28 protein-coding genes are annotated in these 26,897 nt (G+C 68.6%); 11 read left to right on the top strand and 17 right to left on the bottom strand.

All coding sequences use genetic code 11. The features are described 5' to 3' along the window. Nucleotides 1-11: 11 nt before the first annotated feature. Complete coding sequence (locus ACVFYP_RS08510; protein ID WP_499199735.1) at nt 12-1,409, top strand: helix-turn-helix domain-containing protein; 1,398 nt, start codon at nt 12-14, stop codon at nt 1,407-1,409. Nucleotides 1,410-1,424: 15 nt separating this feature from the next. Here the strand turns inward: ACVFYP_RS08510 and ACVFYP_RS08505 are convergent, their stop codons facing one another. From ACVFYP_RS08505 to ACVFYP_RS08470, 8 genes are read right to left on the bottom strand one after another with little or no spacing between them, the layout of a single operon-like run. Beyond that, complete coding sequence (locus ACVFYP_RS08505; protein WP_499199734.1) at nt 1,425-1,790, bottom strand: HesB/IscA family protein; 366 nt, start codon at nt 1,788-1,790, stop codon at nt 1,425-1,427. A 13-nt stretch (nt 1,791-1,803) separates the two neighbouring features. Then, a complete protein-coding gene (locus ACVFYP_RS08500; RefSeq protein WP_499199733.1) occupies nt 1,804-2,199 on the bottom strand; it encodes an SUF system Fe-S cluster assembly protein in 396 nt (131 codons plus the stop codon). Next, nucleotides 2,168-2,647: a Fe-S cluster assembly sulfur transfer protein SufU gene (gene sufU / locus ACVFYP_RS08495; protein ID WP_499199732.1), complete on the bottom strand. Its 480-nt coding sequence runs from the start codon at nt 2,645-2,647 to the stop codon at nt 2,168-2,170. Before sufU ends, ACVFYP_RS08500 begins: the two co-directional genes overlap by 32 nt. Next, complete coding sequence (locus tag ACVFYP_RS08490) at nt 2,644-3,885, bottom strand: aminotransferase class V-fold PLP-dependent enzyme (protein ID WP_499199731.1); 1,242 nt, start codon at nt 3,883-3,885, stop codon at nt 2,644-2,646. Before ACVFYP_RS08490 ends, sufU begins: the two co-directional genes overlap by 4 nt. Beyond that, complete coding sequence (gene sufD / locus ACVFYP_RS08485) at nt 3,885-5,195, bottom strand: Fe-S cluster assembly protein SufD (protein ID WP_499199730.1); 1,311 nt, start codon at nt 5,193-5,195, stop codon at nt 3,885-3,887. The genes ACVFYP_RS08490 and sufD overlap by 1 nt, the downstream gene beginning before the upstream one ends. Beyond that, entirely contained in the window at nt 5,192-5,941 is a 750-nt protein-coding gene (sufC, locus tag ACVFYP_RS08480) for a Fe-S cluster assembly ATPase SufC (protein ID WP_499199729.1), read from the bottom strand. The genes sufD and sufC overlap by 4 nt, the downstream gene beginning before the upstream one ends. An 11-nt stretch (nt 5,942-5,952) precedes the next feature. Further along, nucleotides 5,953-7,446: a Fe-S cluster assembly protein SufB gene (gene sufB / locus ACVFYP_RS08475; RefSeq protein WP_499199728.1), complete on the bottom strand. Its 1,494-nt coding sequence runs from the start codon at nt 7,444-7,446 to the stop codon at nt 5,953-5,955. 11 nt (nt 7,447-7,457) lie between these two features. Next, entirely contained in the window at nt 7,458-7,904 is a 447-nt protein-coding gene (locus tag ACVFYP_RS08470) for an Rrf2 family transcriptional regulator (protein ID WP_499199727.1), read from the bottom strand. A 149-nt stretch (nt 7,905-8,053) separates the two neighbouring features. Here ACVFYP_RS08470 and ACVFYP_RS08465 point away from each other — a divergent pair, with 149 nt between their 5' ends. Beyond that, nucleotides 8,054-8,941, top strand: a complete 888-nt coding sequence (locus ACVFYP_RS08465; protein ID WP_499199726.1) for an alpha/beta fold hydrolase — start codon at nt 8,054-8,056, stop codon at nt 8,939-8,941. 1 nt (nt 8,942) lies between these two features. On the opposite strand, the gene ACVFYP_RS08460 is transcribed toward ACVFYP_RS08465, so the two are convergent. The 4 genes from ACVFYP_RS08460 to ACVFYP_RS08445 all read right to left on the bottom strand — a co-directional run bounded on the left by ACVFYP_RS08460 (nt 8,943) and on the right by ACVFYP_RS08445 (nt 12,358). Next, nucleotides 8,943-9,803, bottom strand: coding sequence for a hypothetical protein (locus tag ACVFYP_RS08460; RefSeq protein WP_499199725.1), 861 nt, complete (start codon nt 9,801-9,803; stop codon nt 8,943-8,945). A 77-nt stretch (nt 9,804-9,880) separates the two neighbouring features. After that, complete coding sequence (locus ACVFYP_RS08455; protein ID WP_499199724.1) at nt 9,881-10,846, bottom strand: ABC transporter substrate-binding protein; 966 nt, start codon at nt 10,844-10,846, stop codon at nt 9,881-9,883. A 20-nt stretch (nt 10,847-10,866) separates the two neighbouring features. Further along, nucleotides 10,867-11,628, bottom strand: coding sequence for an ABC transporter permease (locus tag ACVFYP_RS08450; RefSeq protein WP_499199723.1), 762 nt, complete (start codon nt 11,626-11,628; stop codon nt 10,867-10,869). Beyond that, complete coding sequence (locus ACVFYP_RS08445) at nt 11,621-12,358, bottom strand: ABC transporter ATP-binding protein (protein WP_499199722.1); 738 nt, start codon at nt 12,356-12,358, stop codon at nt 11,621-11,623. The genes ACVFYP_RS08450 and ACVFYP_RS08445 overlap by 8 nt, the downstream gene beginning before the upstream one ends. Nucleotides 12,359-12,506: 148 nt before the next feature. On the opposite strand from ACVFYP_RS08445, the gene ACVFYP_RS08440 reads away from it, so the two are divergent. The 5 genes from ACVFYP_RS08440 to ACVFYP_RS08420 are packed head-to-tail and all read left to right on the top strand — an operon-like array spanning nt 12,507 to nt 18,125. After that, nucleotides 12,507-13,418 (top strand): SDR family NAD(P)-dependent oxidoreductase, encoded by a 912-nt coding sequence (locus tag ACVFYP_RS08440; protein WP_499199721.1) that lies wholly within the window; start codon nt 12,507-12,509, stop codon nt 13,416-13,418. Beyond that, nucleotides 13,418-14,572 (top strand): acyl-CoA dehydrogenase family protein, encoded by a 1,155-nt coding sequence (locus tag ACVFYP_RS08435; RefSeq protein WP_499199720.1) that lies wholly within the window; start codon nt 13,418-13,420, stop codon nt 14,570-14,572. Before ACVFYP_RS08440 ends, ACVFYP_RS08435 begins: the two co-directional genes overlap by 1 nt. Further along, a complete protein-coding gene (locus ACVFYP_RS08430; RefSeq protein WP_499199719.1) occupies nt 14,569-16,608 on the top strand; it encodes an acetate--CoA ligase family protein in 2,040 nt (679 codons plus the stop codon). Before ACVFYP_RS08435 ends, ACVFYP_RS08430 begins: the two co-directional genes overlap by 4 nt. A 22-nt stretch (nt 16,609-16,630) precedes the next feature. Next, nucleotides 16,631-17,443: a nitroreductase family protein gene (locus tag ACVFYP_RS08425; RefSeq protein WP_499199718.1), complete on the top strand. Its 813-nt coding sequence runs from the start codon at nt 16,631-16,633 to the stop codon at nt 17,441-17,443. Continuing rightward, nucleotides 17,436-18,125, top strand: a complete 690-nt coding sequence (locus ACVFYP_RS08420) for an NUDIX hydrolase (RefSeq protein WP_499199717.1) — start codon at nt 17,436-17,438, stop codon at nt 18,123-18,125. The genes ACVFYP_RS08425 and ACVFYP_RS08420 overlap by 8 nt, the downstream gene beginning before the upstream one ends. Nucleotides 18,126-18,128: 3 nt before the next feature. Here the strand turns inward: ACVFYP_RS08420 and ACVFYP_RS08415 are convergent, their stop codons facing one another. The 5 genes from ACVFYP_RS08415 to ACVFYP_RS08395 are packed head-to-tail and all read right to left on the bottom strand — an operon-like array spanning nt 18,129 to nt 23,280. Further along, nucleotides 18,129-19,001, bottom strand: coding sequence for an MBL fold metallo-hydrolase (locus tag ACVFYP_RS08415; protein WP_499199716.1), 873 nt, complete (start codon nt 18,999-19,001; stop codon nt 18,129-18,131). Then, nucleotides 18,998-19,912 carry a DMT family transporter gene (locus ACVFYP_RS08410; protein WP_499199715.1) on the bottom strand — a complete coding sequence of 305 codons (915 nt, stop codon included), beginning with the start codon at nt 19,910-19,912 and terminating at the stop codon, nt 18,998-19,000. The genes ACVFYP_RS08415 and ACVFYP_RS08410 overlap by 4 nt, the downstream gene beginning before the upstream one ends. Continuing rightward, nucleotides 19,912-20,856, bottom strand: coding sequence for a DMT family transporter (locus tag ACVFYP_RS08405; protein ID WP_499199714.1), 945 nt, complete (start codon nt 20,854-20,856; stop codon nt 19,912-19,914). Before ACVFYP_RS08405 ends, ACVFYP_RS08410 begins: the two co-directional genes overlap by 1 nt. Then, nucleotides 20,849-21,682, bottom strand: coding sequence for an HTD2 family dehydratase (locus ACVFYP_RS08400; RefSeq protein WP_499199713.1), 834 nt, complete (start codon nt 21,680-21,682; stop codon nt 20,849-20,851). Before ACVFYP_RS08400 ends, ACVFYP_RS08405 begins: the two co-directional genes overlap by 8 nt. Next, nucleotides 21,682-23,280 carry a hypothetical protein gene (locus ACVFYP_RS08395; RefSeq protein WP_499199712.1) on the bottom strand — a complete coding sequence of 533 codons (1,599 nt, stop codon included), beginning with the start codon at nt 23,278-23,280 and terminating at the stop codon, nt 21,682-21,684. Before ACVFYP_RS08395 ends, ACVFYP_RS08400 begins: the two co-directional genes overlap by 1 nt. A 337-nt stretch (nt 23,281-23,617) precedes the next feature. Between ACVFYP_RS08395 and ACVFYP_RS08390 the strand changes: the two genes are divergently transcribed. From ACVFYP_RS08390 to ACVFYP_RS08375, 4 genes are read left to right on the top strand one after another with little or no spacing between them, the layout of a single operon-like run. Continuing rightward, nucleotides 23,618-24,328, top strand: a complete 711-nt coding sequence (locus ACVFYP_RS08390) for a class I SAM-dependent methyltransferase (protein ID WP_499199711.1) — start codon at nt 23,618-23,620, stop codon at nt 24,326-24,328. Between the two features lie 14 nt (nt 24,329-24,342). Next, a complete protein-coding gene (locus tag ACVFYP_RS08385) occupies nt 24,343-25,392 on the top strand; it encodes a glycosyltransferase family 2 protein (protein WP_499199710.1) in 1,050 nt (349 codons plus the stop codon). Then, nucleotides 25,389-25,739: a DMT family transporter gene (locus tag ACVFYP_RS08380; RefSeq protein ID WP_499199709.1), complete on the top strand. Its 351-nt coding sequence runs from the start codon at nt 25,389-25,391 to the stop codon at nt 25,737-25,739. Before ACVFYP_RS08385 ends, ACVFYP_RS08380 begins: the two co-directional genes overlap by 4 nt. A gap of 2 nt (nt 25,740-25,741) precedes the next feature. Beyond that, the gene (locus ACVFYP_RS08375) at nt 25,742-26,887 is read left to right on the top strand and encodes an MFS transporter (RefSeq protein ID WP_499199708.1); all 1,146 of its coding nucleotides are present in this window, start codon (nt 25,742-25,744) and stop codon (nt 26,885-26,887) included. Nucleotides 26,888-26,897: the final 10 nt, after the last annotated feature.

Here is a 26,897-nt window from a genome sequence, read left to right as displayed (position 1 = left end):
GATTTACCAGAATGGCCCGTGTGGTGATTGGGCGCAGCCTTCGCCGGCTGCGCCTGGAACAGGGAATGACGCAGCAGGCCCTGGCGCTGCGGCTCGGCATTTCCGCCAGCTATCTGAACCTGATCGAGCACGACCAGCGCCCGGTCACCGCCAGCCTGCTGCTGAAGCTCGGCCAGATCTTCGCCGTGGACCTCGCCACCCTCTCGGGCCAGCGCGAACAGAAGATCGAAGCCGGGCTGCGGGAGGTGCTGGCCGACCCGCTGCTGGGGCTGGAAGAAGTGCCGGAGGCGGAGGTGGCAACCCTGGCCGCCGAAGCGCCCCAGGCCGCCAATGCGCTGCTGGCGTTGTACCGCGCCTGGCGCGTGGCGCGGGAGGATGCCTCCGGCATCGCGCTCCCCTCCGGTCGCCGCCTGCTGTTGCCGAATGAGGAGGCGCGCGATTTCTTCCACGACCGCGCCAACCATTTTGCGGAGCTGGAACAGGTGGCGGAATCCATCGCCGGCGAATTGCGCGCGGCGCCGGCGGAGATGAACCACGCGGTGGCGGAGCGGCTACGCCGCACCCATGGCGTCACCGTCTCGGTCGGGCGGCTCGATGGCGCGCTGCGGCGCTACGATCCCGCCTTACGGCGGCTGGATCTTTCGGAATCCCTGCCGCGGGAAAGCCGTGGCTTTCAGATGGCCTTCCAACTGATGCTGCTGGAGGCGCGGGAGGCGGTGGAGGCCATCATCGCCCCGGCCCAGCTCTCCAGCGCAGAGGCCACCGCGCTGGTCCGCCTCGGCCTGCTGAACTATGCCGCTGCGGCGCTGCTGATGCCCTATGCCGCGTACCTTACCGCCGCGCGGGCCCTGCGGCATGAGGTGGAGGCGCTGGCCGCGCGCTTCGGCGTTTCCTTCGAACAGGCGGCGCACCGGCTTTCCACCCTGCAACGGCCGGAAGCGCGGGGCGTGCCCTTCTTCTTCCTGCGCGTCGATCCGGCAGGGAACGTCGACAAGCGCTTTTCCGCCGCCGGCTTTCCCTTCGCCCGCTTCGGCGGGTCCTGCCCGAAATGGATCGTCCATCAGGCTTTCGCCACGCCGGCCACCACCCGCGTGCAGGTGGCGCAACTGGCGGATGGCGCGACCTTCCTGTGCTTCGCCCGCGCCATCGTGGCGCCCACCACCCATTGGGGCGAGCCGCCGCCGATGCATGTGGTGGCGATGGGCTGCGACCTCTCCCGCGCCGCGGAGGTGGTCTATGCCGATGGGCTGGAACTGGGCCGCGCCGCCGTCGGCATCGGCCTGTCCTGCCGGCTATGCGACCGCGCCGATTGCCGCAGCCGCGCCTTCCCGCCACTGGAGCACCGGCTGAAGCTGGACCCCAACGAGGACGGCGCCAGCCCCTGGCGCTTCGAGCCCCGCCGCGCCTGACGCCGGATCGTCAGCTCAGACGTGGAAACTCTCGCCGCAGCCGCAGCGGCCCTTTTCGTTCGGATTGGTGAAGGTGAAGCCTGCGGACATGGCCTTCACCTCGTAATCCATCACGGTGCCGATCAGGAACAGCGTCGCCTTGCGGTCGACCACAACGGTGACGCCCTTGTCGGTGACGACCTCGTCACCCGGCCCCGGCCCATCGACCCAGGTCAGGTCATAGGCCATGCCGGAACAGCCCTTGGTCTTCACCGCGATGCGCAGCGTCTTGCCCGCCTCTCCACTCGCGTAAAGGGCGCGCAGCCGCTCGGCAGCGGCATCGGACAGGCCCATCAGCGGCGGCAGGGCGCGGCGCGGGCGGGTTTCGGTGGTCGTGCTCATCCCGGGGCCTCCCTCAATACATGTTCAGCGCGAGGCGCGCGTCTTCGCTCATCCGGCTCTGGTCCCAGGGCGGGTCCCAGACCACCTCGACGGTCACGTCGGTGACGCCGGGGACAGCGCGCACCGCTTCCTCTGCCTGGCTCGGCAATTCCTGGGCCGAGGGGCAGGAGGGGGTGGTGAGCGTCATCTCCACCTTCACATGACCATCATCGGCGATCTCCACCGCGTAGATCAGGCCGAGCTCGTAGATATCGACCGGGATTTCCGGATCAAAGACCGTCTTGAGGACGGAAATCACCGCATCCTCATTCACCCGAACCGGCGGCTCCGTGCCGCCATCGGGAGTCCAGGTGCCGTGGATCGGCGCTGTGGGAGTCTCACTCACTGCTCGCCTCCTTCGCGCCGCCATCCAGCGCCGCGTTCAGCGTGTGCCAGGCCAAGGTCGCGCATTTCACCCGGCTTGGGAAATCATGCACACCGGAGAGCGGCGCCAGGCGTTCCATGTCTTCCGCGATGTCGCCGCCGCAATCGGGGCACACGCCCGTCATCGCCAGCGCCCGGAAATTCTCGCCCATCTTGCGGGCCTGGTCCTGGGTCTTGCCGCGCACCGTGTCGGTCATCAGGGAAGCGCTGGCCATGGAGATGGCGCAGCCACGCCCCTGGAAGGCCGCGTCCTGGATATGGCCATCGGGCGCAAGTTTCAAAAACAATTCCATGCGGTCGCCGCACATCGGGTTGTCCCCGCGCGCAGTCCGGTCCGCATCGTCCAGCCGCTTGAAATTGCGCGGCTTGCGGCCGTGATCGAGGATCACTTCCTGGTACAGGTCACGCAGATCGTCGAAAAGCCCGCCGCTCATCGAAAGAACTCCCGCGCCTGTTGCAGCGCATCGGCCAGCAGATCGACCTCCGCCGGCGTGGTGTAGAGGCCGAAGGAGGCGCGGCAGGTGCTTTCCACATCGAAGCGCGCGTGAAGAGGCTCCGCGCAGTGCCGGCCGGAGCGCACGGCGATGCCGGCGCGGTCGAGCAGCGTTGCGACGTCATGCGCATGCGCCGTGTCGAGGGCGAAGGCGAAGACGCCGCCGCGATCCTGCGCGCGGCCGAGCAGGGTGACGCCCTCGATCTGCGGCAGGCGCGCCATGGCGCGATCGACCAAGGCGCGTTCATGCGCCTCGATCGCCGCCATGCCGATGGCTTCGACATAGTCGATGGCGGCATGCAGACCGATCGCCTCGATGATCGGCGGCGTACCCGCCTCGAACTTGGCCGGATAGGGCGCCCAGATCGACCGCTCGAAGGAGACCTCGGCGATCATGTCGCCGCCGCCGAGGAAGGGCGGCATCGCCTCCTGCAACGCCGCCTTGGCGTAGAGCACGCCGATGCCTGTCGGGCCGTAGAGCTTGTGGCCGGTGAAGACGTAGAAATCCGCATCGATCTCGCGCACATCGACGCGGCGATGCACGGCGGCCTGGCTGCCATCGAACAGCACCTTGGCGCCGGCCTCATGCGCCATGCGCGCGATCTGCGCGGCGGGCGTGACGGTGCCGAGCACGTTCGACATATGCGTCACGGCCACCAGGCCAACCTTGCCATCCGCAAGCTTGGCAGCGAGGTCGTCCAGGTCCAGCTCACCGCTGTCCGTGATGCGGCAAACGCGCAGCTCGATGCCCACGGCGTCGCGCGCCATCTGCCAGGGCACGATGTTGGCGTGATGCTCCATCTCGGAGATCACCACCGCCTGCCCCGGCTTCATCACGCCGCGCCCAAAACTGTGGGCGACGAGGTTGATGGCGTTCGTGCTGCTGCCCGTGAAGACAATCTCACGCACGTCGCCGGCGTTCAGGAAACGGGCGACGGCGCCGCGCGCCGCTTCATAGGCCTCGGTGGCCTGCTCGCTCATGTGGTAGGCGCCGCGATGGACGTTGGCGTAGGCCGTCTCCATCATCCGCACCATGGCGCCGATCACCTGGCGCGGCTTCTGGGCAGAGGCGCCGCTGTCGAGGAAGGTGAAGGGTTTGCCCCGCACCTTCTCCGCCAGGATCGGGAAATCCGCGCGGATCGCGTCCAGGTTCAGCGTCGGCGCCAGGTGCCCGTCCATCACGCGGCCTCGATCCCACCCTGGATGCCCTGGCGCTGCCACCAGCCGGCGACGGCCCCCGACAGGGCTTCCCGGATATGCTCATCCGCCACGGCTTCCACCGCCTCCGTCAGGAAGGCCTCGACCAGGATGGCCTTGGCCTGCTCCGCCGGAATGCCGCGGGAGCGTAGGAAGAAGATCTGCTCCGCATCCAGCTCGCCCACCGTTGCGCCGTGGCTGCACTTCACGTCGTCGGCGTAGATTTCCAGCTGCGGCTTGCTGTCGATCTCAGCCTCGGGCGAGAGCAGCAGCGCCTGGTTCATCTGGTAGCCATCGGTCTTCTGCGCCACCTGCCGCACCAGGATCTTGCCCTGGAACACGCCGCGCGACTTTCCGGACAGAACCGTCTTGTAGGTCTGGCGCGAGGAACAGTCGGGGGCGGCGTGATCCAGTGCCGTGGTGGTGTCGGCATGCTGCCCATCGGCCAGCAGCTGCACGCCGTTCATGTGGCATTCCGCCTTCGGCCCACAGAGCGCCACATGGATTTCGTTGCGCGCCAACCGGCTGCCGGCGTTGAGCGTGAAATTGTCGTAGGTGCCGCCTTCCTGCACGCGGGCATAGACGGTCGACAGGAAGAAGGCCTCGTGGCCTTCCTGCTGCAGCCGGCCATGGTTCATCCGCGCGCCAGCAGCGACCTCGATCTCGAAGACCGGGTTGTGCAGGTAGCGCGCGGTGGACGGGCCAGCCGCCGTCTCGATCAGCGTCAGCGAGGCGTCCTTGCCCAGGCGCAGCAGGTGACGCGGATGGAAGGCCGGCGCACGCTCGCTTTCCGTGGCGAAGGAGACCAGTTCCAGCACCCCGGCGGCGACACCCTCCGGCACCGTCACAACCAGGCCATCCTCGAACAGCATGTCGTTCAACGCCGCCAGCGCCTGTTCCGCCGGTCGCGCCAGCGCGCCGAGGCGGCTTTCCAGCTCGGGCAGGGCCCAGGCCAGGTTCTCGACGCTGTAGGACAGGCCTTCCAGCTTCGAAAGATCGGCCCGGAAGCGGCCATTGATGAAGACAGCGCGCGGATGGACGGAAGGCGGCAGCGTCAGCGCGTCGTCCACGCCGGTCAGCGGCTCGCCGAAGACGCCGGTGCTGACGGCGGCGAGGTCGGTGTACTTCCACGCCTCGACGCGCCGCGTCGGGAAGCCCTGTGCGCGGAAGGCGGCGGCGCCGCGGTCGCGCAGCGCCTCCAGCCAGGGCAGGGATGCGCCGGGCAGCCGCCCGCGCAGCCCCTCATACCGCCCCAGGAAGGCGGCAGGTCCGGTGCTGCCCATGGCGGTCATGCCGCGGCCGCCTGAATGGCGCCATAGCCGGAGGCTTCCAGCTCCTCCGCCAGTTCCGGACCGCCCGACTTCACGATGCGGCCGGCGGACAGAACATGCACGCGGTCCGGCACGATATGCGTCAGCAGTCGCTGGTAGTGGGTGATGACAAGCGCCGAAAACTCCGGCCCACGCAGGCTGTTCACCGTATCCGCCACCAGCTTCAGCGCATCGATATCCAGGCCGCTATCGGTCTCGTCCAGCAGCGCCAGCTTCGGCGACAGCAGCGCCATCTGCAGCATCTCGTTGCGCTTCTTCTCGCCGCCGGAGAAGCCGACATTCACCGGCCGCTTCAGCATGTCCTCCGGCATGTTCAGCACCTTCATGCGGGCGCGCGCCAGCTTGAGGAACTGGATGGCGTCGATCTCCGCCTCGCCCTTGGCGCGGCGCACCGCGTTCAGCGCCGTGCGCAGGAAGTTGGCATTGCCCACGCCGGGCAGCTCGACGGGCGCCTGGAAGGCAAGGAACACGCCGGCCACGGCACGCTCCTCCGGCTCCATCGCCAGCAGGTCGATACCGCCGAGGGTGACGGAGCCTTCCGTCACCTCATAACCCTCACGCCCCGCGAGCACGTAGGACAAGGTGGATTTGCCGGACCCGTTCGGCCCCATGATGGCGTGGATTTCGCCCGCCGGAATCTCCAGCGTCAGCCCGTTCAGGATCTGCTTGCCGTCGACGGTGGCGTGCAGGTTTTCGATCTTCAACATTTCAGCAATCCTTACCCGACCGAGCCTTCAAGGCTGATCTGCAGCAGCTTCTGCGCTTCCACGGCGAATTCCATCGGCAGCTCCTTCAGCACCTCGCGGCAGAAGCCGTTGACGATCATGCCAACCGCGTCTTCCTGCGTCAGGCCGCGAGAGCGGCAGTAGAACAGCTGGTCCTCCGCAATGCGGCTGGTGGTGGCTTCGTGTTCCACCTTCGCCGTCATGCAGCGGTTCTCGATATACGGCACGGTATGCGCGCCGCACTGGTCGCCGATCAGCAGGCTGTCGCACTGCGTGAAGTTGCGCGCGCCAGCGGCCTTCGGGCTGATCTTCACCAGGCCCCGATAGGTGTTCTGGCCGAAGCCCGCCGAGATACCCTTGCTGATGATCGTGCTGCGCGTGCGCGGTCCGATATGGAACATCTTGGTGCCGGTATCGGCCTGCTGGTGGTTGTTGGTGATGGCGACGGAGTAGAACTCGCCGACGCTCTCCTCCCCGATCAGCAGGCAGGACGGATACTTCCAGGTGATGGCGGAGCCAGTTTCCACCTGCGTCCAGGACACCTTGCTGCGCTTGCCACGGCAGGCGGCGCGCTTGGTGACGAAGTTGTAGATGCCGCCCTTGCCTTCCGCATCGCCCGGGTACCAGTTCTGGACCGTGCTGTACTTGATGCTGGCGTCATCGAGCGCGACCAGCTCCACGACCGCCGCATGCAGCTGGTTCTCGTCGCGCATCGGCGCCGTGCAGCCCTCGAGGTAGCTGACCTTGCTGCCCTCATCCGCGATGATCAGCGTGCGCTCGAACTGCCCCGTGCTCTTCGCATTGATGCGGAAATAGGTGGACAGCTCCATCGGGCACTTCACGCCCTTGGGGATGTAGACGAAGCTGCCATCGGTGAAGACGGCGCTGTTCAGCGCGGCGTAGTAGTTGTCGCCCTGCGGCACCACCGAACCGAGATATTGCTGCACCAGCTCGGGATGCGTGTGCACCGCCTCGCTGATCGCGCAGAACACGATCCCGTCCTTCGCCAGCCGCTCCTTGTAGGAGGTAGCGACGGAGACGCTGTCGAACACCGCATCCACCGCGATCGGCATGCGCCCGCCCTCGGAGGGGCTGTCGCCCGCGCCTTCGACGCCGGCGAGGATCGCCTGTTCCTTCAGCGGGATGCCGAGCTTGGCATAGGTCTTCAGCAGTTCCGGATCGACCTCATCGAGCGACTTCGGGCCCTGCTTCGGCGCGGCGTAGTAATAGGCGTCCTGGAAATCGATCGGCGGATGCTTCACGGCGGCCCAGTGCGGCACTTCCATGGTCAGCCAATGGCGATACGCCTTCAGCCGCCATTCCAGCAGCCAGGCGGGCTCCTTCTTCTTCGCGCTGATGAAGCGAACGATGTCCTCGTTCAGCCCCTTCGGCGCGAAATCCATCTCGATATCGGTCTCAAAACCCCATTTGTACCCGTTCTCGGTGACGGACTGGACGGCTTCGATGGTTTCAGTGACGGCGGCCATAGCGGCTGCTCCTACTCGGCGGCGAGAACGGGCTGGGGGACGGCACGGCGGGCGGGCATGGGGGAGGCGATTTCGCTGACCATGATGGCGGAGAGTGCGCCACGGATGGCCGCATTCACCGGGTCCCAGCGGCCGCGCACGGGGCAGGTCTGCTCCGCCTCGCAGAAGCCGAAACCGCCATCGACGCAGGCGGTCAGCGCGATCGGCCCATCCATGGCGACGATCACCTCCGACAGGCCGAGGGAGGCCAGGGGGCGCAGCAGACGGTAGCCGCCGCGGGCACCGCGCAGCCCCTCCACCACCCCGGCCTGGGCCAGCATCTTCAACACCTTGGCCACCGTGGGCTCGGCAATGCCGGTGCCGGCGGCGAGGCCGGGCGCGGTCTGCACCCCGCCCTCCGCCTCAAGCCGGGAGAGCACCACCACGGCGTAGTCGGTGAATTTCGAGACCCGCAACATGCGGTAAGAACTCCTGCCGCCGTTTAAAGGGGACCTTATCAGTCCGGATTGCAGATGCGCTTGCCCCCCCGCGATGTCAAGGCGAGGCGTCTTGCGATAGGGGGACTCAATCGGCACGATTGGGCTTTCCGACCTGGGATACCAATACCATGCCGAGTCTGCTGACCGATGACGGGGTGACCCTGCACTATGAGGAGGCCGGCAGCGGCACCCCGATGGTGTTCGTCCATGAATATGCGGGCGACCATCGGTCCTGGGAGGCGCAGATGCGCTTCTTCTCCCGCCGCTATCGCTGCATCGCCTATGCCGCCCGGGGCTACACCCCCTCCGAGGTGCCGTCGGACCCGGAAAAGTACAGCCAGGACCGGGCGACGGATGACATCGCCGCCGTCATCAAGGGCCTTGGCCTTGGCCCGACCCATGTGGTGGGGCTTTCCATGGGCGGCTTCGCCACGCTGCATATGGGCCTGCGCCATCCGGACCTGGCCCGCAGCCTGGTCGCCGCCGGCGTCGGCTATGGCGCCGCCCCGGGCAAGACCGCGCAATTCCATGCCGAGACGGACGCCGCCATCGCCCGCATCCGGGCGGAGGGGATGGACAAGTTCGGCCTGACCTACAGCCGCGGCCCCACCCGCCTGGTCTTCGAGGAGAAGGACCCGCGCGGCTATGCCGAATTCCAGGCCCAGCTCTGCGAACACAGCACGGAAGGCTCCGCGCTGACCATGAACGGCGTGCAGCGCCGCCGCCCCAGCCTGTTCGACCTGGAAGCCCAGTTCCGCCAGATGACGGTGCCGACGCTGGTGATCGCCGGCGACGAGGACGACCCGACGCTGGAGGCCAGCCTCTACCTGAAGCGCACCATCAAGAGCAGCGCCCTGCTGGTGATGCCGAAATGCGGGCACACGATGAACCTGGAAGACCCGGACGCCTTCAACCGGGCGGTGCTGGATTTCGTGACCCAGGTGGATTGCGGCCGCTGGACCAACCGCATCCCGGCCAGCCTGGCCGGCGGGATTATCGCGGCGTCGGAGAAGTAGGTCAGGTTCGCGGGCGTGCCGCGTCGCGCGCCCGCAGCTCCGTCCGGAGGCGTTCGAACATGGTGCCGATCTCGTTGGTCAGCTTGAGCACCGCATCCGCCTGCGCGCGCCGCCCAAGTTCTTGCGAGCGGTCGCCGGAACCGACATTGACCCACATTCCGCCCTCCTCGGAATGCGTCAATGCGGTGCCGTAGGGATAGCCGTTGCGCACATCGATCAGCATCGCGGCGGCGGTGGCCCGGCTTTGCAGGACCCGGGACGGGATGATGAAGTTGCCGATGATGGTCAGGTCCAGGACGGAAAGCGGCGTGCTCGTGTCGCGCTGGGTGCTTCCAACCTCATAGACCAACACCGCATCGACATGCTGCCGCGCCGCGCCGATCCGGATCATGTCGACCGGATTTCGCCGCCCCAGCGGGTTCGCACTGCCCGCCGCCATTTGCGCCACAAGCGGGCTCACCGGCACGAATTCACCATAGCCCTGGCCCTGTCGCGCGATCAGGGCGAGCCACATATCGCCTTCCTCGGCTGGGATGGCGGTCAGGTAGCCGCTCTGAAGCCGTGCGAGCCCGATACGCGCGGGAAAACGCAGCAGTGGCTCGGCACGAGCGGCTTCGAAGATCTCTCGATCAACGTCCGAAGTGGTGCGGGCCGGGGTCGCGTCGGGGTTGAATCGGGCTGCCCATTCGGGGCGGGCAGCGACAAAATCGGCGCCTGAACTGGTCTGTATCGCCGGACCGCAGCCACCGAGCGCCATGGCGCAAAGCATGGCCAGACCCGCCAGGCCGGAGACATTCATGTTCATCATCGGTACCGATGCGATGCCGTTGCAATTGGTATCGCAGCGGTCGGGACGCCGCAAGGCAGACGTGCCGGCTGGCCAGTGCGGGACGGGCATGGAGCGGGAGCCCCACCGCCCGGCGCGCACTGGCCCCCTGCTCAGATCATCACGCGCCCAGCGGCGGCGGCCGCCAGCGGTTCCTTCCAGATCACCTCGGCCGGCGTCACTTCCTTGCTCAGCCGGTTCATGCCGCGCAGCTGGTCGATGGCGAGCTGGATGTTGCCGACGCTGTCGGGCGTCAGGTTCATCTTGTACTCAACCTTGGTCATCAGCTCCGCGATGAAGGCGCGGTCCTGGCGCAGGAAGCGGGCGACCTGGGCGGCGGCCTCGGTGGGGTTGCTGGCGATGAATTCCTGCGCCTGGATCAGCGCCCGCATCATGCGCGTCGTCGCCTCCATGTTCGACTGCGCCCAGCCCTTGTTCATGTAGACGAAGTTGCGGACGATCTGGATCTGCTCGTTGGAGACGAGGATCTTGGTGTTCGGAATGGCGCGCATGGCGCGCGTCGGCCAGGGCTCCCACACCGCGAAGGCGTCGATATTGCCGCGCTCCAGCGCCGCCACCATCTCCGGCGCCTCGACATTGACGATGGTGTAGTCGGCCGGGTTCAGGTTCAGCTTGGCGACGACGGACAGCCAGAAGGTCTCGCTGCCGGTGCCGCGGGCGACGCCGACCTTCTTGCCCTTCAGCGCCTCCATATTCTCCACATTGCGGCCGAGCACGCTGATCCAGCGCAGCAGCGCCGTGCCCTCGGCGACGGCGACCACATTCGGGTCCACCAGATGGGCGGAGACGCCGGCCTGTTCGGCGCCATAGGCGGAGTTGATCTGGTTGCCGATCAGGAAGGCGATCATGGCGGAGCCGGAGGGGCCGGTGTTCACCGTCACATCCAGCCCGTTGCGGGTGAAGAAGCCGCCTTCGCGGGCGACGTAATAGGGCGCGAAGGACGGGTCCACGCCGGTGGCGATGGTCATCTTGATCGGCGCGTTCTGGGCAAAGGCGGGGGCGGCCAAGGGGGTGGCGAGTGCGGCGCCACCGGCGGCCAGAAGGGTTCGGCGAAGCATGTTTTGGTTCTCCCTGTTCGTCACATGGTCGGGTTGAAGCGACCCGCGAAGGCGCGGATCAGCAGGCGAAACACGCGGTCCGTCGCGAAGCCCAGCAAGCCGAGCGAGATCAGCGCGACAAAGATGTCCTCCACCTGCATGAACAGGCGGGCATCCCACAGCATCTTGCCCAGCCCGTCATTGCTGGCCACCAGCTCCGCCGCCACGATGGTGACGAAGGCGTTCGCCATCGCCAGCCGCATGCCGGTCAGGATGTAGGGCACCGTGGCCGGCAGGGCGACGAGGGCGAAGACCTGGAACTTGTTGGCGCCCAGGCATTGCGCCGCGCGCAGCTTGTCCTTCCCCACCGCGCCGACACCGGCCGCCGTGGCGATCACCACGACGAAGACGGTGGTATAGGCGATCAGGAAGATCTTGCTCTCCTCCCCGATGCCGAACCAGATCACCGCCACGGTGATCATGGCGACGGCCGGAATGAAGCGGAAAAACTCCGTCCAGGGCTCCAGCAGCAGCCGCACCGGCCGGAAACTGCCGATGGCGAGGCCGATGGGGATGCCGATGGCGGAGCCCAGCAAAAATCCCTGGATGATGCGACGCATCGAGGCCCAGACGGATTCCTGCAACAGCCCGTCCGCGATCAGCACCCAGCCGCGCTCGAAGACCGGAAACGGCGAGGGAAACAGCACCGAGCGGACAATGAAGACGGAGGCCAGGTGCCAGATGGCGAACAGCAGGGCGAAGCCGATCACGTAGCCGGCGACGGTGGCGGCGCGGCTATTCATGGGGATGGATCTCCTCATGGATCAGCGCATGCACCTGGCGGAAGCAGGCCATGAAGCCGTCGGAGGTGCGTTCCCGCGGGAAGGGCAGGTCGATCGGCACCACGGCCTTCAGCGTGCCGCCCGGCCCCCGCTTCATCACGCCGACGCGGGTGGCCAGCGCGCAGGCCTCCTCGATGTCATGGGTGATGAACAGCACCGTCTTCCGGTTCTCGGACCAGATTCGGGAAAGTTCGCCCTGCAACACCGCCCGCGTCATCGCGTCCAATGCACCGAATGGTTCGTCCATCAGCAGCATGCGCGGGTCGTTCGCCAAGGCTCGGGCGATCTGGATGCGTTGCTTCATGCCGCCCGAGAGTTCGGAGGGGTGCTTCGACCCCTGCCCGGTCAGGCCCACCATATTCAGGAAGCGATCGGCGATGGCTCGCCGCTCGCTGCGGCCCATGCCCCGCAGCCGCAGGCCGAAGGCAATATTGTCCCGCGCGGTCAGCCAGTCGTAGAGGCTGTCATGCCCCTGGAAGACCACGCCGCGATCGGCGCCCGGGCCGCGCACCGGCCGGCCTTCCAGCCGGATTTCCCCGCTGGTTGGCCGGTCGAACCCCGCCAGCATGTTCATCACCGTGGTCTTGCCGCAGCCCGAAGTGCCGAGCAGGCAGAAGAACTCGCCCTCGGCCAATTCCAGGTTGAAGTCGCGCACCGCCTCATAGGCGCCGGTGCGCCCCCGGAACATCATGCCGACCCCATCCAGCTCCACAAAGCCCAAAGTGATCTCCCACTTGTATCCAGGGTTGAGTTTAGGGCACCGCCGGGTTGCGGCAAGCCGGCTTCACGCCCCGGCGGTGCGGGATTAGAAGCGGGCTGCGTAGATAGGAGGCAAACGGATGATGCTCGAAGGCAAGGTGGCGGTCGTCACCGGGGCCGGCGGTGGGATTGGGCGTGAAATCGCCCTCGCCATGGCGCTGGCCGGCGCGAAGGTCGTGGTGAACGACATCGGCGCGAGCCTGACCGGCGAGGGTCCCACCAGCGCGAGCCCCGGCGAGCAGACGGTGGCCATCATCCACCAGCGCGGCGGCCAGGCGGTGACCAATACCGACAGCGTGGCGGATTGGGCCAGCGCCCAGCGCATCATCGGCAGCGCCCTGGACGCCTTCGGCCGCATTGACATCGTGGTCAACAATGCAGGGATCCTGCGCGACCAGATCTTCCACAAGATGTCGCCGGAGGAATGGCTGGCGGTCATCAATGTGCATCTGAACGGCTCGTTCTTCGTCTCCCGCGCCGCCGCTGAGCATTTCCGGAAGCAGTCGTCGGGTGCCTATGTGCACATGACCTCGACCTCCGGCCTCATCGGCAATTTCGGGCAGGCGAATTATTCCGCCGCGAAGCTGGGCGTGGCGGCGCTGTCGAAGTCGATTGCGCTGGACATGCAGCGCTTCGGCGTGCGGTCGAACTGCATCGCGCCCTTCGCCTGGTCGCGCATGACCAGCTCCATCCCCTCCACGACCGAGGCCGAGAAGGCCCGCGTCGCCCGCTTGCAGCAGATGACGCCGGACAAGAACGCGCCGCTGGCGGTGTTTCTGGCCAGCGACGCGGCGAAGGATGTCACCGGGCAGATCTTCGCGGCGCGGCACAACGAGCTGTTCCTGTTCAGCCAGCCGCGGCCGATCCGCAGCACGCATAGCGCCGGTGGCTGGACCCCCGAAAGCATCGCCGAAACCGCCCTGCCCGCTTTGCGCAGCCATTTCCTGCCGCTCGATCGCTCCGGCGACGTGTTTTCCTGGGATCCCGTCTGATGGATTTTTCGCTCACCGAGGAACAGGTTGCGTTCCAGGATTCCGTCCGCCGCTTCGCCGAGCAGCATCTGGCCAAGGACGCGCTGGCCCGCGCGCATGACGAGCGCTTCCCCTGGGATGTCGCCAAGCTGATGGCGGAGAACGGGCTGTTCGGCATCATGGTGCCGGAAGCCGATGGCGGCCAGGGCGGCACGCTGTTCGACGCCATCCTGGCGATGGAACAGATCGCCTATATCTGCCCGCGCAGCGCCGACGTTCTGCAGGCCGGCAACTTTGGGGCGTTCCGCACCTTCGCGGAATACGCCACGCCCGATCAGAAGAAGCGCTATTTCGAACCACTGCTGCGTGGCGAGACCATCGCCGCCGTTGGCATGACGGAACCCGATGCGGGCTCCGCCCTGACCGACCTGAAGACCACCGCGACCAAGGTGGAGGGCGGCTATCGCCTCAACGGCGGCAAGGTCTTCACCTCCAACACCGAGGATGCGGGCGTCTTCGTCATCTATTGCCGCTTCGCCCCGGGCGTGAACGGCATCGGCTCCGTCCTGCTGGAGCGCGGCATGGAGGGTTTCCGGCTCGGCCAGCCGAGCCGCTACATGAATGGCGAGACCTGGTGCGCGCTGTATTTCGATGATGTCTTCGTGCCGGATGAAAACCTGCTGCTGGGCGAAGGTGGTTTCCGCAAGCAGATCGCGGGCTTCAACGTCGAACGCGCGGGCAACACCACGCGGGCGCTGGCGCTCGGCGAATATTGCTTCCGGCAGGCCAAGGCGCATGCGGAACAGCGCAAGCAGTTCGGCCGCGCGCTGATGGAATTCCAGGGCCTGCAATGGAAGTTCGCGGAAATGCGCGTGGCGCTGGATAGCGCGCAGCTTCTGCTCTACCGCGCCGCCGTGCGCGCCAAGGATGGCCTGCCGGATGCGCAGGACGTCGCCATGGCGAAGTATGCCTGCAACCAGGCCGGCTGGATGTGTTCCAACGAGTCCATGCAGATCCTGGGCGGCACCGGCTATAGCCAAGACCTGCTGATCGAATACTGCGTGCGCAAGACGCGCGGCTGGATGATCGCCGGCGGCAGCCTGGAGATGATGAAGAACCGCATCGCCGAGGGCGTTTTCGGCCGCAGCTTCTCGCAAAGGCCCCCCAAGGCATGAGCCTCGCCCAGGCCCTGCTGAATCCGCGCCGCGTGGCGCTGATCGGCGCCTCCGCCGACGAACAGCGCCTGACCGCACGGCCGCAGCGCTACCTGCGCCGCCACGGGTTTTCGGGGGAGCTGTTCCCCGTCAATCCGCGTGCGGAAACGGTGCTGGGCGAGCGCGCCTATGCCTCGCTGGCCGATATCCCGGGCAAGATTGATTTTGCCTATATTCTGCTCGGCACAGACAATGTCGAAGCGCAGGTTGTGGCCTGCGCAGCCCGCGGCATTCCCGTGGCCTGCGTGCTGGCCGACGGTTTCGCGGAAGCGGGGCCGGAGGGTGCGGCCTTGCAGGCGCGGGTTCTGGCCGCCGCCCAGGCCAGCGGCCTCCGGCTGCTCGGCCCGAATTCCATGGGCATCGTCAACCTCAACGCCCGCACCGCCCTGACCACCAATGCGGCGCTGGAAGCGGAGGAACTGCCGGCCGGGCGCGTCGCGCTGGTCTCCCAATCCGGCTCCATGATGGGCGCGCTGCTGTCGCGCGGCGCGGCGCGAGGCCTTGGTTTCTCGCACCTCATCGGCACGGGCAATGAGGCCGATCTGACGGCGGGCGAAATCGCGTCCCTGCTGCTCGATGATCCGGATGTGGATGCGGTCGCGCTGTTCCTGGAAGCGATCCGCGCGCCGGAGCAGATGGCCGCCGCTGCCGCCAAGGCCCGCGAGCTGCGCAAGCCGATCATCGCCCTGAAACTCGGCCGCAGCCCCTTTGGCGCGGAGCTCGCCACCAGCCATACCGGCGCGCTGGCCGGCAGCGATGCGGCCGCGGATGCCTTCTTCCGCGCGCATGGAATCTTGCGGGTCTCCATGCTGGAATCCCTGCTGGAACTGCCGCTGCTGGTCGCCGGGCGTCGCGCGCCCGCGCATAGCCATCGCGCGGTCAGCGTCATGACCACCACGGGCGGCGGCGGGGCGCTGGCCGTCGATGCGCTCGGCGTGCTGGGCATCGAGGCGCGCAAGCCCGATGCCAAGTCTGCCGCGAAGCTGGAGGCCGCAAAATTCAACAGCCATGCGCGGCTGCTGGACCTGACGCTGGCCGGCGCCCGGCCGGATCGCGTCATGGCGGCGCTGGATGCGCTGCGGGCGGCCGATGACACGGACCTGGTGCTCGCCGTCATCGGCAGTTCGGCACAGTTCCGGCCGAAGGATGCGGTGGCCGGCATCGTCGAGGGCACCAAGATCCCCGGCAAGCCGGTGGCCGCCTTCCTGGCGCCGCAGGCCGAAGCGTCGCTCCGCCTGCTGGCGGAGGCCGGCATCGCCGCCTTCCGCACGGCCGAAAGCGCCGCGGATTGCATCAACGCCTATTGCGCTTGGCAGGCCCCGCGCAAGGTGCCCGCCCCCACCCCGCCCGCCACCACTTTGCCGGCGCGGCCGGATGAGGCGGATGCGCGCGGGCTGTTCGCGGCGCTGGGTCTCGATTCGCCCTTTGCCGTCATGCGGGACACGCCGCCGGAGGGCATGGCCTATCCGGTCGCGCTGAAAATTCTGTCGCCGGATATCGCCCATAAGACGGAAGTCGGCGGCGTCATACTGAACATCCCGGACGCCACTGCGCTGAAGGAGGCCGCCGCCGCCATGCGCGCCCGCGTCAGCGCGGCGGCGCCACAGGCCAAGATCACCGGGCTGCTGGTGCAGACGATGCGCAAGGGCCTGGCCGAGGCCATTTTGGGCTTCCGGCGGGACCCGGAGGTCGGGCCGGTGGTGCTGCTCGGCGCCGGCGGCGTGCTCTCCGAACTGCATCGCGACATCGCGCTGCGCCTGGCGCCGGTCGATCTGGAGACGGCGCGGGACATGATCGCGGAGGTGCGCGCGCTGAAGCCGCTGTCGGGCTGGCGCAACCTGCCGAAGGGCGATCTGGACGCGCTGGCAGAGGCGGTGGTCGCGGCCTCCCGCCTCGCCGCGCTGCCGCAGGTGGCGGAGGCGGAGATCAATCCGCTGATGGTCGGCCGGCCGGGTGAAGGCGTGACCGTCGCCGATGCCTGGGTGGTGCTGCGCTGATCTGCGTGAGAGGGTACAGGACATGGACGCCGAAACATTGATCCGCGCGCGCTACGGCGCCCTGCCCTTCACCCCGCCCGCCGAAATCCCCGCCGGCCTGGCCATGCTGCTGGACCGGCGGGTCACCCGCCGCTACCGGCCGGACCCGGTGTCGGATGCGCTGCTGGATCTGGTGCTGGCCGGCGCGCAATCCGCCCCCGCGAAATCCGACCTGCAGCAATATTCCATCCTGGTCACGCGCGCCGCGGCCAAGATCGCGCAGGTGGCGGATGCCATCGGCACCATGCCCTGGATCAAGGATGCGCCGGTGCTGCTGCTGTTCTGCGGCGACATCCGCCGCGGCCGGCAGGTCTGCGCGGCGCAGGGCCGCGCCCATGCCAATGACAGCATCGACACTTTTCTCAATGCCTCCGCCGACGCCGCGCTGGCCATGGGGTTTGGGATCGTGGCGGCGGAAGCGCTCGGGCTCGGCACCTGCCCGATCTCCTATGTGCGCAACAACCTGGCGCTGGTGCAGGGGCTGTTTGGGTTGCCGGAGGGGGTGTTTCCGCTCGCCGGCCTGACCCTCGGCTTTCCCGCCGCGCGCAACGAGACCTCCCCCCGCCTGCCGCCTTCGGTGGTGGTGCATCGCGAGGTCTATGACGATAGCGCCCTCGTTGCCGCCCTGCCCGGCTATGACGCGCTGCGCCCGCCGGGCAAGCCGCGCTATCCGGAGGTACATGGGCCGAAGCCGGAAGGCTGCACCTGGTCCGAGAATGCGGCACGGCAGCTTTCCGTGCCGGAACGCGCGAATTTCCGCGCCTGGCTGGCGACGAGGGGCATCAACCTTGGCTGACGCGACCGCCGACAATCCCGGCGGCACCGGCGACATCGTCCCGGCCCCGCGCAAACGCACCGTGGTGCCGCGCCATGCGGCCAGCCTGATCGTCTGGCGCCAAGGGACCAAAGGGGCCTCCGGCGAGCCCGAGATCCTGATGGGCATGCGCCACGCCAAGCACAAATTCATGCCGAGCATCCTGGTCTTCCCAGGCGGCCGCGTGGACCGTGGCGACCATGGCGTGAAGGCCCTCACCGAGATGAAGCCCGAGACCTTCGGGCTGCTGGCGCATCGCGCGAAGCCGTCGCTGGCGCGCGCGCTGGGCGTGGCGGCCGTGCGCGAATTGTACGAGGAAACCGGCCTGCTGCTGGGTGAGAAGAAGGGCGAGCGTCTGCTGGCCGACCTCGCCCCGATCGACTACCTGTGCCGCGCCGTCACCCCGCCCGCCCGCAACATGCGCTTCAACGCCCGCTTCCTGATCGCCCCCGCCGAATCCGTGCGCGGAGAGATCAGCGGGTCGGGAGAGCTGGAGGGGCTGGCCTGGTATCCGCTGAGCCAGGCACGCGCGGCGAAACTGGCCGATATCACCGCCAAGATCCTGACCGAGTTCTCGGAATGGCTGGAGGTGCCGGTGGCAAAGCGGGCGGAGCGGCCGCGGATCGTGTTCCGGGGACAGGACAACCGGATGAGCGACGCCTGATACTCAGCGCGCTTCGAAGCTTTCCCCGTCCCGCACGGCCTGCCCCTCCGCCGCCAGCTTGATCAGATGCGCCAGCAGGCTGCGCGCTGCAGCCGGCACCAGTTTCGGGTCCAGCACCGGCCCATAGACCGCCGGCACCAGCTCCAGCGCCGTGGCGCGACGGGCCACGCGCAGGGCGTCCAGCACCTTCGCCTCCCGCTCCAGCCGATGCGCCGCAAGGGCCGCGACGAAGGGCGCGGGGTTTGGCAAGGGCGGGCCGTGGCCGGGCAGGTACAGGCCGGCATCGCGCGCCGCCAGTTTGCCCAGCGAAGCCATATAGGCCGCCATGTCGCCATCCGGCGGGCTGACCACGGTGGTCGACCAGCTCATCACATGGTCGGCGCTGAACAGCACGCCGTCATCGCGCGCGAAGCACAAATGGTTGGCGCAGTGGCCCGGCGTGTGGATGGCGGTCAGTCGGAACTCATCCCCCTCCAGCACCGCGCCATCGGCCAGCACAACATCGGGCGTGAAGGAATGGTCGCCCCCCTCCCCGCCCTGGTCGGGCGGTGTCAGATGCGGCCCGAAGCCGTAGCTCGGCGCACCGGCGGCCGCCTGCAAGGCGGCCACGCCCGGCGAGTGGTCGCGATGGGTATGGCTGACCAGGATATGCGTGATGGTCTCGCCTTCCGTCGCGCGCCGGATGGCGGCGAGATGCGCTTCATCCACCGGCCCCGGGTCCAGCACCGCCACCCGGCCCTGCCCGATCAGCCAGGTATTGGTACCGCGCCAGGTGAAGGGGCCGGGATTGCCGCACAGGATGCGCCGCACGCCCGGCGCGACCTCCGCCACCACGCCCGGCGGCAGCGGGTCGTCCCGCCGGAAGGGGATGCTCATGTCTTCTTCCTTCCGCGCAGCATGATCTCGCGATGCATGATGTAGAGGCTGGCCAGCACGATGGCCAAGGCGCCGGCCAGGGTCGAGACCCCCGGCACGTCGCCAAAGATGATCCAGCCGAACAGCACGGCCCAGAGCAGCGCCGAATAGGAATAGGGCGCGAGAAAGCTGACCTGCGCGCTGGCCCAGGCCTCCGTCAGCAGGGTCTGCGCGGCGCCGCCGATCAGGCCGATGGCAATCAGCATCACCAGGTCCATCGGCCCCGGCGTCACCCAGACGAAGGGCAGCCAGGTCAGGCTGAACAGCGTCATCAACAGCGACTGCCACAGCACGATGGTGCCGGAGGATTCGGTGGAGGACAGCGTGCGCACCAGCATGGTGGTGCCGGCGGAAAACATCCCATGGGCCAGCGCCGCGATGATCCCCCAGCGCGCCGCGCCGCCGAAATCGCCCGTGAAGGCGCCCTGACCCAGCGCGATGATGACGATGCCCAGAAAGCCCACCAGCACCGCGCCACCTCGATGGATGCCCACCTTCTCCCCCAGTAGGGGAATCGACAGCAGGGTGACGAAGAGCGGCGTGGTATTGGTCAGCGCGGTGTGCTCGGCCAGCGGCAGATGCGCCAGCGCATAGAAGGAACAGGCCTGCGCCGCCGTGCCGGTCAGCGCGCGCAACACATGGCCGGGAAAGCGCTTGGTGCGCAGCGTGCCGGCGATGTCGCCACGCAGCCCGACGCGGCGCAGCACGATCAGCATCACCACCGGCAAAGCGAAGGCGCCGCGGAAGAACATCTGCTCCAGGAAATGGACGCGCCCCGACAGCTCCTTCACCAGCACGCTCATCGCCGCGAACAGGGCGCAGGCCGCCAGCATGAAGATCACGCCGCGCTTGGGATCATGCCGCAAGGCCATCAGCGGGGTCCCATTGCTGCTGCCGCACGGTCCTGGCGGCGGCGGAGCTGTTCGCGATGCAGGTTGTACAGGCCGGCGGCGATGACGATGACCGCCCCCGCCACCGTGTTCCAGGCCGGCACCTCCGCCCAGATCAGGAAGCCCAGCACACCGCCCCAGACCAGCGTGGTGTATTCATAGGGCGCCAGCGCCGAGACCGGCGCTATGGCGAAGGCGCGCGAGAACAGCAGATGCGCGCAGCCATTGGCCATGCCAAGGAAGGCCAGGCAGACCACGATATCCCAGCGCGGCAGCAGCGGGCCGAGCGGCGGGAAGACCGGCAGCAGCAGCAACCCCACCGGCACATGCGCCGCCAGCAGCCAGAAGGCGATGGTCTGCGGCGTGTCGGTGGAGGCCAGCACACGGGTCCAGATCCGCGTCAGGCCGAGCGCCGCGGCGCCGACCAGCAGCATCAACGCCTCCCACCGCCACAGTTCGCCGCCGGGTTGCAGGATGACCATGACGCCGACGAAGCCGACGCAGGTGCTGGTCCAGCGCCGCCAGCCCACCTTCTCCCCCAGCAGCGGGATCGCCAGCAGCGTCATGATCAGCGGCGCGGCGGCGCTGACGGCGTAGGAGGCGCCGAGAGGGAAGGCGTTGAACCAGGCCAGATAGAAGGCCACCGTCACCACGCAATGCAGCACCGAGCGCAGCGCCAGCAGCGGCCGGCGCACCGGCACCAAGCCCCGGCCGCGCACCAGCAGGGCAATGGCCAGCATGCCGAAGGCCCCGCGCCAGATCATGGCGACGGCCACCCCCACCTCCGGCAGCGCCCATTTCACGGCGGCGTCGGCCGCCGAGATCACGGTATAGCCGGTGACGATGATGGCGATGCCGCGCAGCGTGTTCTGGGTCAGCGGCAGCAGCGGGCGCGCTGCCGCCGTGCCCGTTTGTCGATCAGGCAAGGGTATCGGCCAGTTCGGCCTCGGCCTGCATGCAGGTGGCGCCGCCATCGTCGCGGGTTTCCAGGCGCATCTGATCGCCCTCCACCCGGCCCAGCACGGTCAGCGCGCGGCTGCCGAAAGCGGGGCGGCGGCCGCGGAAGGCGAAGCTGTGCAGACGCTTGCCCGGCGACTGCGCCAGCGCGTGCTGCGCCATCAGCGTCGCCTGCAAGGGGCCATGCACCACCAGGCCGGGATAGCCTTCCTCCCCGGTCACATAGGGATGGTCGTAATGGATGCGGTGGCCGTTGCCGGTCAGAGCGGAGTAGCGGAACAGCATCACCGGATCCGGCATCACCACCATGCTGCTGGCATCGGGCCAGGCCGTCGCGGCCGGGGCGGGCTTCACCGCCGCACCCTCCGCCCCTCGATAGACGATGTCCTGCTCCTCCTCCACCGCTAGCCCGGCGGGGCCATGCAGCAGGTGGCCCACCGTGACGAAGACCAGCCGGCCCGATCCGCCCGACTTCTCCTCCACCTTCAGGATGGTGCTGGTGCGGGTGACGATGTCGTCCGGCTTCAGCGGCACCGGGTGGAAGCGCAGCCGCCCACCAGCCCACATCCGGCGCGGCAGGTCATGCACCGGGGGCAGGAAGCCGCCCCGCTTCGGATGGCCATCCGGGCCGATCCCCTCCGGCATCACCCAGTCCTGAAAGAACATCCAGTGCCACAGCGGCGGCAGATCATCCGGGATCGGCAGGCCAAGGGTCGCGGCCATGCCCCGCAGCAGCCTCGGGTCGAGCCGGTCCTCGCGGGTTTCGCTGCGGCCGACGTAATCCTGATGCGACATCAATCCTCACGCACATAGAGAAGGTAGGTGTTCATATGGACCACCCGTGTGTAGTGGCTCCAGGTCTCGGCGAAGGCCGGGTGGCGGGAGAAATAGGCGATCGGGTCGAAATCCTCCGCCCCGCAGCGCGGGATGCCGGAGTTCTTCGCCACCAGAACCGCGCCCGGCGGGGCACGCGCGAAATCCTCCGCCACCGTGCGGTAAACCAAAAATTCGGGGCGCGACATCTCCCAGGGTTCACGATAGCGCGGCGCGCCCTCCGGGCAGTCCGGATAGGCACCGATCAGCAGCCAGAGGTTCATGGTCCGCAGCGTGGACCGGGCGCGGGCGTAGTTCAGCGCGGGATAGACAGGATAGATATCCGGCGAGAGCACCAGCAGGCGTTCCCCGGCGACCTCCCGCTTCAGCGTGGCCGAAAGCTGGCCTTCCGCCAGCGCCCCGTACCAGATCTGCCGCCAGGGGCTTTCGCCGCGGATATGAACGGCCGCCAGGGCCACCACCATGGCGATCGCCAGCATCGGCGCGGCCGCCACGGCGCGGCCCGGGGCCAAGGCGCGGTCGAACCAGCGGGCGATCACCCAGCCGGCCAGCAGTGCGGTGGCCATGGCCATCGGCACCACATGATAGGACCAGCCCTTGTGCTGCACCCAGGCGGAGAGCATCCCCCCGACCCCCGCCGCCGCCAGCATCCGCGCCGGCACCCCCGACCCGCGCCAGAACAGCAGGGCCATGGCCGCCAGCAGCGCCAGGGTGGCGGCGCCCATCCGGTCGGTGAACAGCACATCCCACAGCCCGATGCCGCCATTGCCGAGATAAAAATCCATCACCAGCGGCACGACGAAGCCGAGATAATCCGGAAACAGCAGCGGCAGGCTGGCCAGGTACAGCAGCCAGATGCCGGCCATCAGCCAGGGCAGGCGGTCGCGCAGCGCCGCCGCCGGGCCGCGATGGACCAGGACCATCACCTCGACCAGCGCCGGAATGGCCAGGAAATGGGGCTTCAACGCGAAGCCGAGCGCGGCGGCGAAGGTCACCCCCAGCGCCAGCCCGCGCGGCGTCGCCAGCCCCTGCGCCCGCCGCGCCGCCAGCAGCGCATAGGGCAGCGCGAACAGCGCCATCAGATGTTCCCGCTGGCCGACATCATAGGCGACCATCACCAGCACCAGCGGGATCAGCGCATCTAGCACCGTCCGCTCCACCGGGCCCTCCTCCTCCACCTGCCGTAGCCGCTGGCACATCCACCAGGACAGGGCGCAGAGGCACAGCACGCAGAGCAGCCAGGCGGTGACGATATCCAGCGGGGTGATGCGGCTGATCAGCGCCGGGATGGCGGTCAGCACGAAGATCAGCGGCGGGTTGACGTCGATCAGGTCGCGGAAAAGGGATTCGCCCGCCACCCAGCGCTCGGCGAAGTTCAGGATGGCCGCGACGTCATGGTTCAGCGGCGGCGTCAGCACCATCAGCAGGAAGGCCAGGGCCGGCAAAAGGGCCACGGCCCGCAGCAGCCGCAGGCGAGTTGCAGGCGCCAGCCGGGCCGGCAAATGGGGCACAGCCTCGGCGATCGGCCGGGCCGGCGGGGACGGATGCTTCGGGGTCATGACTGGCTCTCGGCTGGCCCCATCCTCTGCGGCCTTGCCACAGGGTGCAACCGCATTACGGCACCGCTGCGGCATCCGCTGCGCGGATGCTGTGTTTTTTAAGCGCGCCGCATAAGCGGCGGCGGCCATTCGGCCGCTCGGCCCGCAGCGCGGGCCGCCTGTGGTTCAAGAGCGCCGCATAGGCGGCGGCGGCCATTCGGCCGCTCGGCCCGCGTCGCGGGCCGCCTTCGTTAAGGGCGGCGGGGCGGCCTTTGCCCCCGATCCGCCTTGCCGGTGCCTTGCGGTTGCCCCGGTGGGGCGTCACAAGGGCGCGGTGGAACCCGCAGAATACGACCTGATGGACGCGGCCGAGGACGGCATGTGGTGGTATCGCGCCGCCCATGCCCGCATCCTCGACGCCTTGCGCGAACGCCCCGGCGCCGAAGGCCCGGTGCTGGATGCCGGCTGTGGCACCGGCGGCTTCCTCGCCAGGCTGGCCCAGCGCCTGCCCAGCCGGCCCGCCGTCGGGCTGGAATATGTCGCCGATGCCGCCCGCCGCGCGGCGCAGAAAAGCGGCTGCCCGGTCGCGGCCGGCGATGCCAATGCCCTGCCCTTCGCCGAGGCCAGCTTCGGCGCCGCGGTCAGCATCGACGTCATCTGCCATGCCGGCGTCGAGCCATCCCGCGGCATGGCGGAGCTGCATCGCGTGTTGCGCCCCGGCGGCACCGTGGTGCTCAACCTGCCGGCCTATGAATGGCTGCGCAGCGCGCATGACGCCCGCGTGCACACCGCCCGCCGTTACACCGCCCGCAGCGCCCGCGCCCTGCTGGAGACCAGCGGCTTCACCGCCGTCACCACCCGCTACTGGAATGGGTTGCTGCTGCCGCTCATGGCGCTGCAACGGAAGGTGTTGCAGGCTCGCCCCGGCGCGCCCAGCGACGTCACCCATTTCCCCCCCTGGATCGACACCACCCTGCACACCGTCTCCGAGATCGAGCGACGCATCGGCCACGCGGGCATTTCGATGCCCTGCGGTGGCTCCGTCCTCGTCATCGGGACGCGGCCCTGACCGGAGAACGCGACGTGACTGAGATCATGGCCAAAGCCGCCGGATCGGCGGACGCCCGGCCCTCCGGCACTTATGGAAGCGGCCCTGCCGCGGGACTTTCCTCCGGCCTGCCGCAGGCCGAGGGCACCCGCGTCGGCCTGTCCATCGTCGTCCCGGTCTATCGCGGTGCCGCCACGGTGGGCGCGCTGGTCGAGGCGCTGTCGGCGCTGCGTCCGGCCGGCGGCATCGAGATCATCCTGGTGAATGACGGCAGCCCGGACAATTCGGGCGAGGTCTGCCGCGCGCTGGCCGCCACCGCCACCGTGCCGCTGATCTATGTCGAGCACGCCCGCAACTTCGGCGAGCACAACGCGGTCATGTCCGGCCTGCGCCAGTCCCGCGGCGCCTTCGTCATCACCATGGATGACGATCTGCAGAACCCGCCGGAGGAGGTCATCCGCCTCTACGACCATGCCCGCCTCGGCGGCTGGGACGTGGTCTATACGCGCTACGCCAAGAAGGAACATGACGGCTGGCGCAACCTGGGCAGCCGCTTCGCCAATGGCGTGGCGGATATGCTGCTGGACAAGCCCAAGGGCCTGTACCTGTCCTCCTTCCGCTGCATGAGCGCTATGGCGGTGCGGGAAGTGGCGAAATACAGCGGCCCCTACCCCTATGTGGACGGGCTGCTGATGCAGGTGACGCAGCGCCTGGACAGCATCGAGGTGAAGCACCTGCCGCGCGCGGAAGGCCGGTCCAACTACACGCTGAAGCGGCTGGTGCTGCTGTGGCTGAACCTCGCCACCAATTTCTCCGTCCTGCCGCTGCGCCTTGCCACCCTGGCCGGCGCGCTGATGGGCGTGTTCGGGCTGATCGCCGCCACCATCGTCCTGGTCGAGGGGCTGAGCGGGGAAACCCCCTCCGGCTGGGCCTCGATGATGACGGTCACGCTGCTGGTATCGGGCGTGCAGTTCCTGATCCTGGGCGTGCTCGGCGAATATGTCGGCCGCGCCTTCCTCTCGGCGAATGGCAAGCCGCAGGGCGTGGTGCGGGACGTGGTGCGGGCCGGGGGGGCGGAGCAGTGATCGCCGCCTGGGGTACGCTGGCCGCCGCCATCACCACCTCCCTCATCGGCCAGATCCTGCTGAAGGCCGGCGCCTCCGGCTCCGTCGCCGCCGAGGCCGGTTTCATCGACCAGCTGTTCCGCTGGCAGACCATTGTCGGGCTGGGCTGCTACGGCGGCGCGGCGCTGCTCTACATCATCGCGCTGCGCAAAATCCCGATGTCGGTCGCACTGCCCTGCACGGCGGCGAGCTATGTGGTCATCGCCCTGATCGGCTGGGGCATGTTCGGCGAAAGCCTGGGGATGGCCAAGATCGCGGCGATCGGGCTGATCTCCGCCGGCGTGGTGCTGCTGGCCACCACGGCCTGAGCATGCGGCCAGGGCGGGTCCTGGGGGCGCTCGGCGTCACCCAGATCCTTGGCTGGGGCACCGCCTATTTCCTTCCGGGGGTGCTGGGGCCGGCGATGGAGCGGGACCTCGGCCTGGCGCCGGGCCGCGCCTTCCTCGGCATCCTGATCGTGCTGGGGCTCGCAGGAGCCCTGGCGCCAATGGTCGGGCGAGCGATCGACCGGCATGGCGCGCGGCTGGCCATGATCTGCGGCTCCTTCGCTTTCGCCGGCGGGCTGGTGCTGCTGGCCGGCGCCCAGAACAGCGCCCAGGCGCTGATCGCCTGCCTGGTGATGGGCCTGGCCGCCGCCCTGGCGCTGACCGAGGCCGCCAATGCCGCCATCGCCACCCTCGGCGCCGAACGCGCCCGCAAACGGCTCGGCCTGCTGGCGCTGGCCAGCGGCCTGTCCTCCGCCGTCACCTGGCCAGCGCTGGCGGCGCTGGAGGCAAGTTTCGGCTGGCGCGGCGCATTGCTGGCCTCGGCGGCGGTGCATCTGCTCGTGGCGCTGCCGCTGCATGCCTTCTGCGTGCCGGCCGCGCCGCGCGGGGCACGCGCGCTTCGTTCGCCGGGCGGAATCTTGCCGGCGCGGCTGCGCTGGCTCTCCGCCGCCTTCACCATGCAGACGCTGATCGGCAGCGCCATCCTGGCCAATATGGTCCTGCTGGTGGAGGCGCTGGGCATGGAACGCGGCAGCGCCATCTGGTGGGCCGCCCTGGTCGGGCCGGCGCAGGTGGCGGCGCGGCTGCTGGATGTGGTGGGGGGCGGACGCTTCAGCGCCGTGACCATGGCCTCCGCCGCGCTGCTGCTGATCCCCTTCGCCCTGGTTCTGCCGCTGGTGGCGCCGCTCGGCATCGCCGTGGCCGCACCGGTCTTCGTGCTGACCTACGGCCTCGCCTCCGGCATCATGACCGTCATGCGCCCGGCCTGCCTGATCGAACTGCACGGGACGGAGGGCTATGCCACCGTCGCCGGCCAGGTGATGGCGCCGGTGACGGGCGCCATGGCCCTGGCCCCGGCCATCTTCGCGCCCCTGCTGTTCGCCCTGGGGGCGCAGGCGGCGCTGGCCGTGGCGGCGGTGGGGGTGCTGGGCGCCTTCACCCTGCTGCGCGTGGCGGCACGTTCGGCGTAGCATCGACGCC

This window comes from Roseomonas sp. F4 (assembly GCF_053891155.1).
The sequence above is the reverse complement of the archived record's forward strand: the minus strand, read 5'-3'. Positions and strand labels throughout refer to the sequence as shown.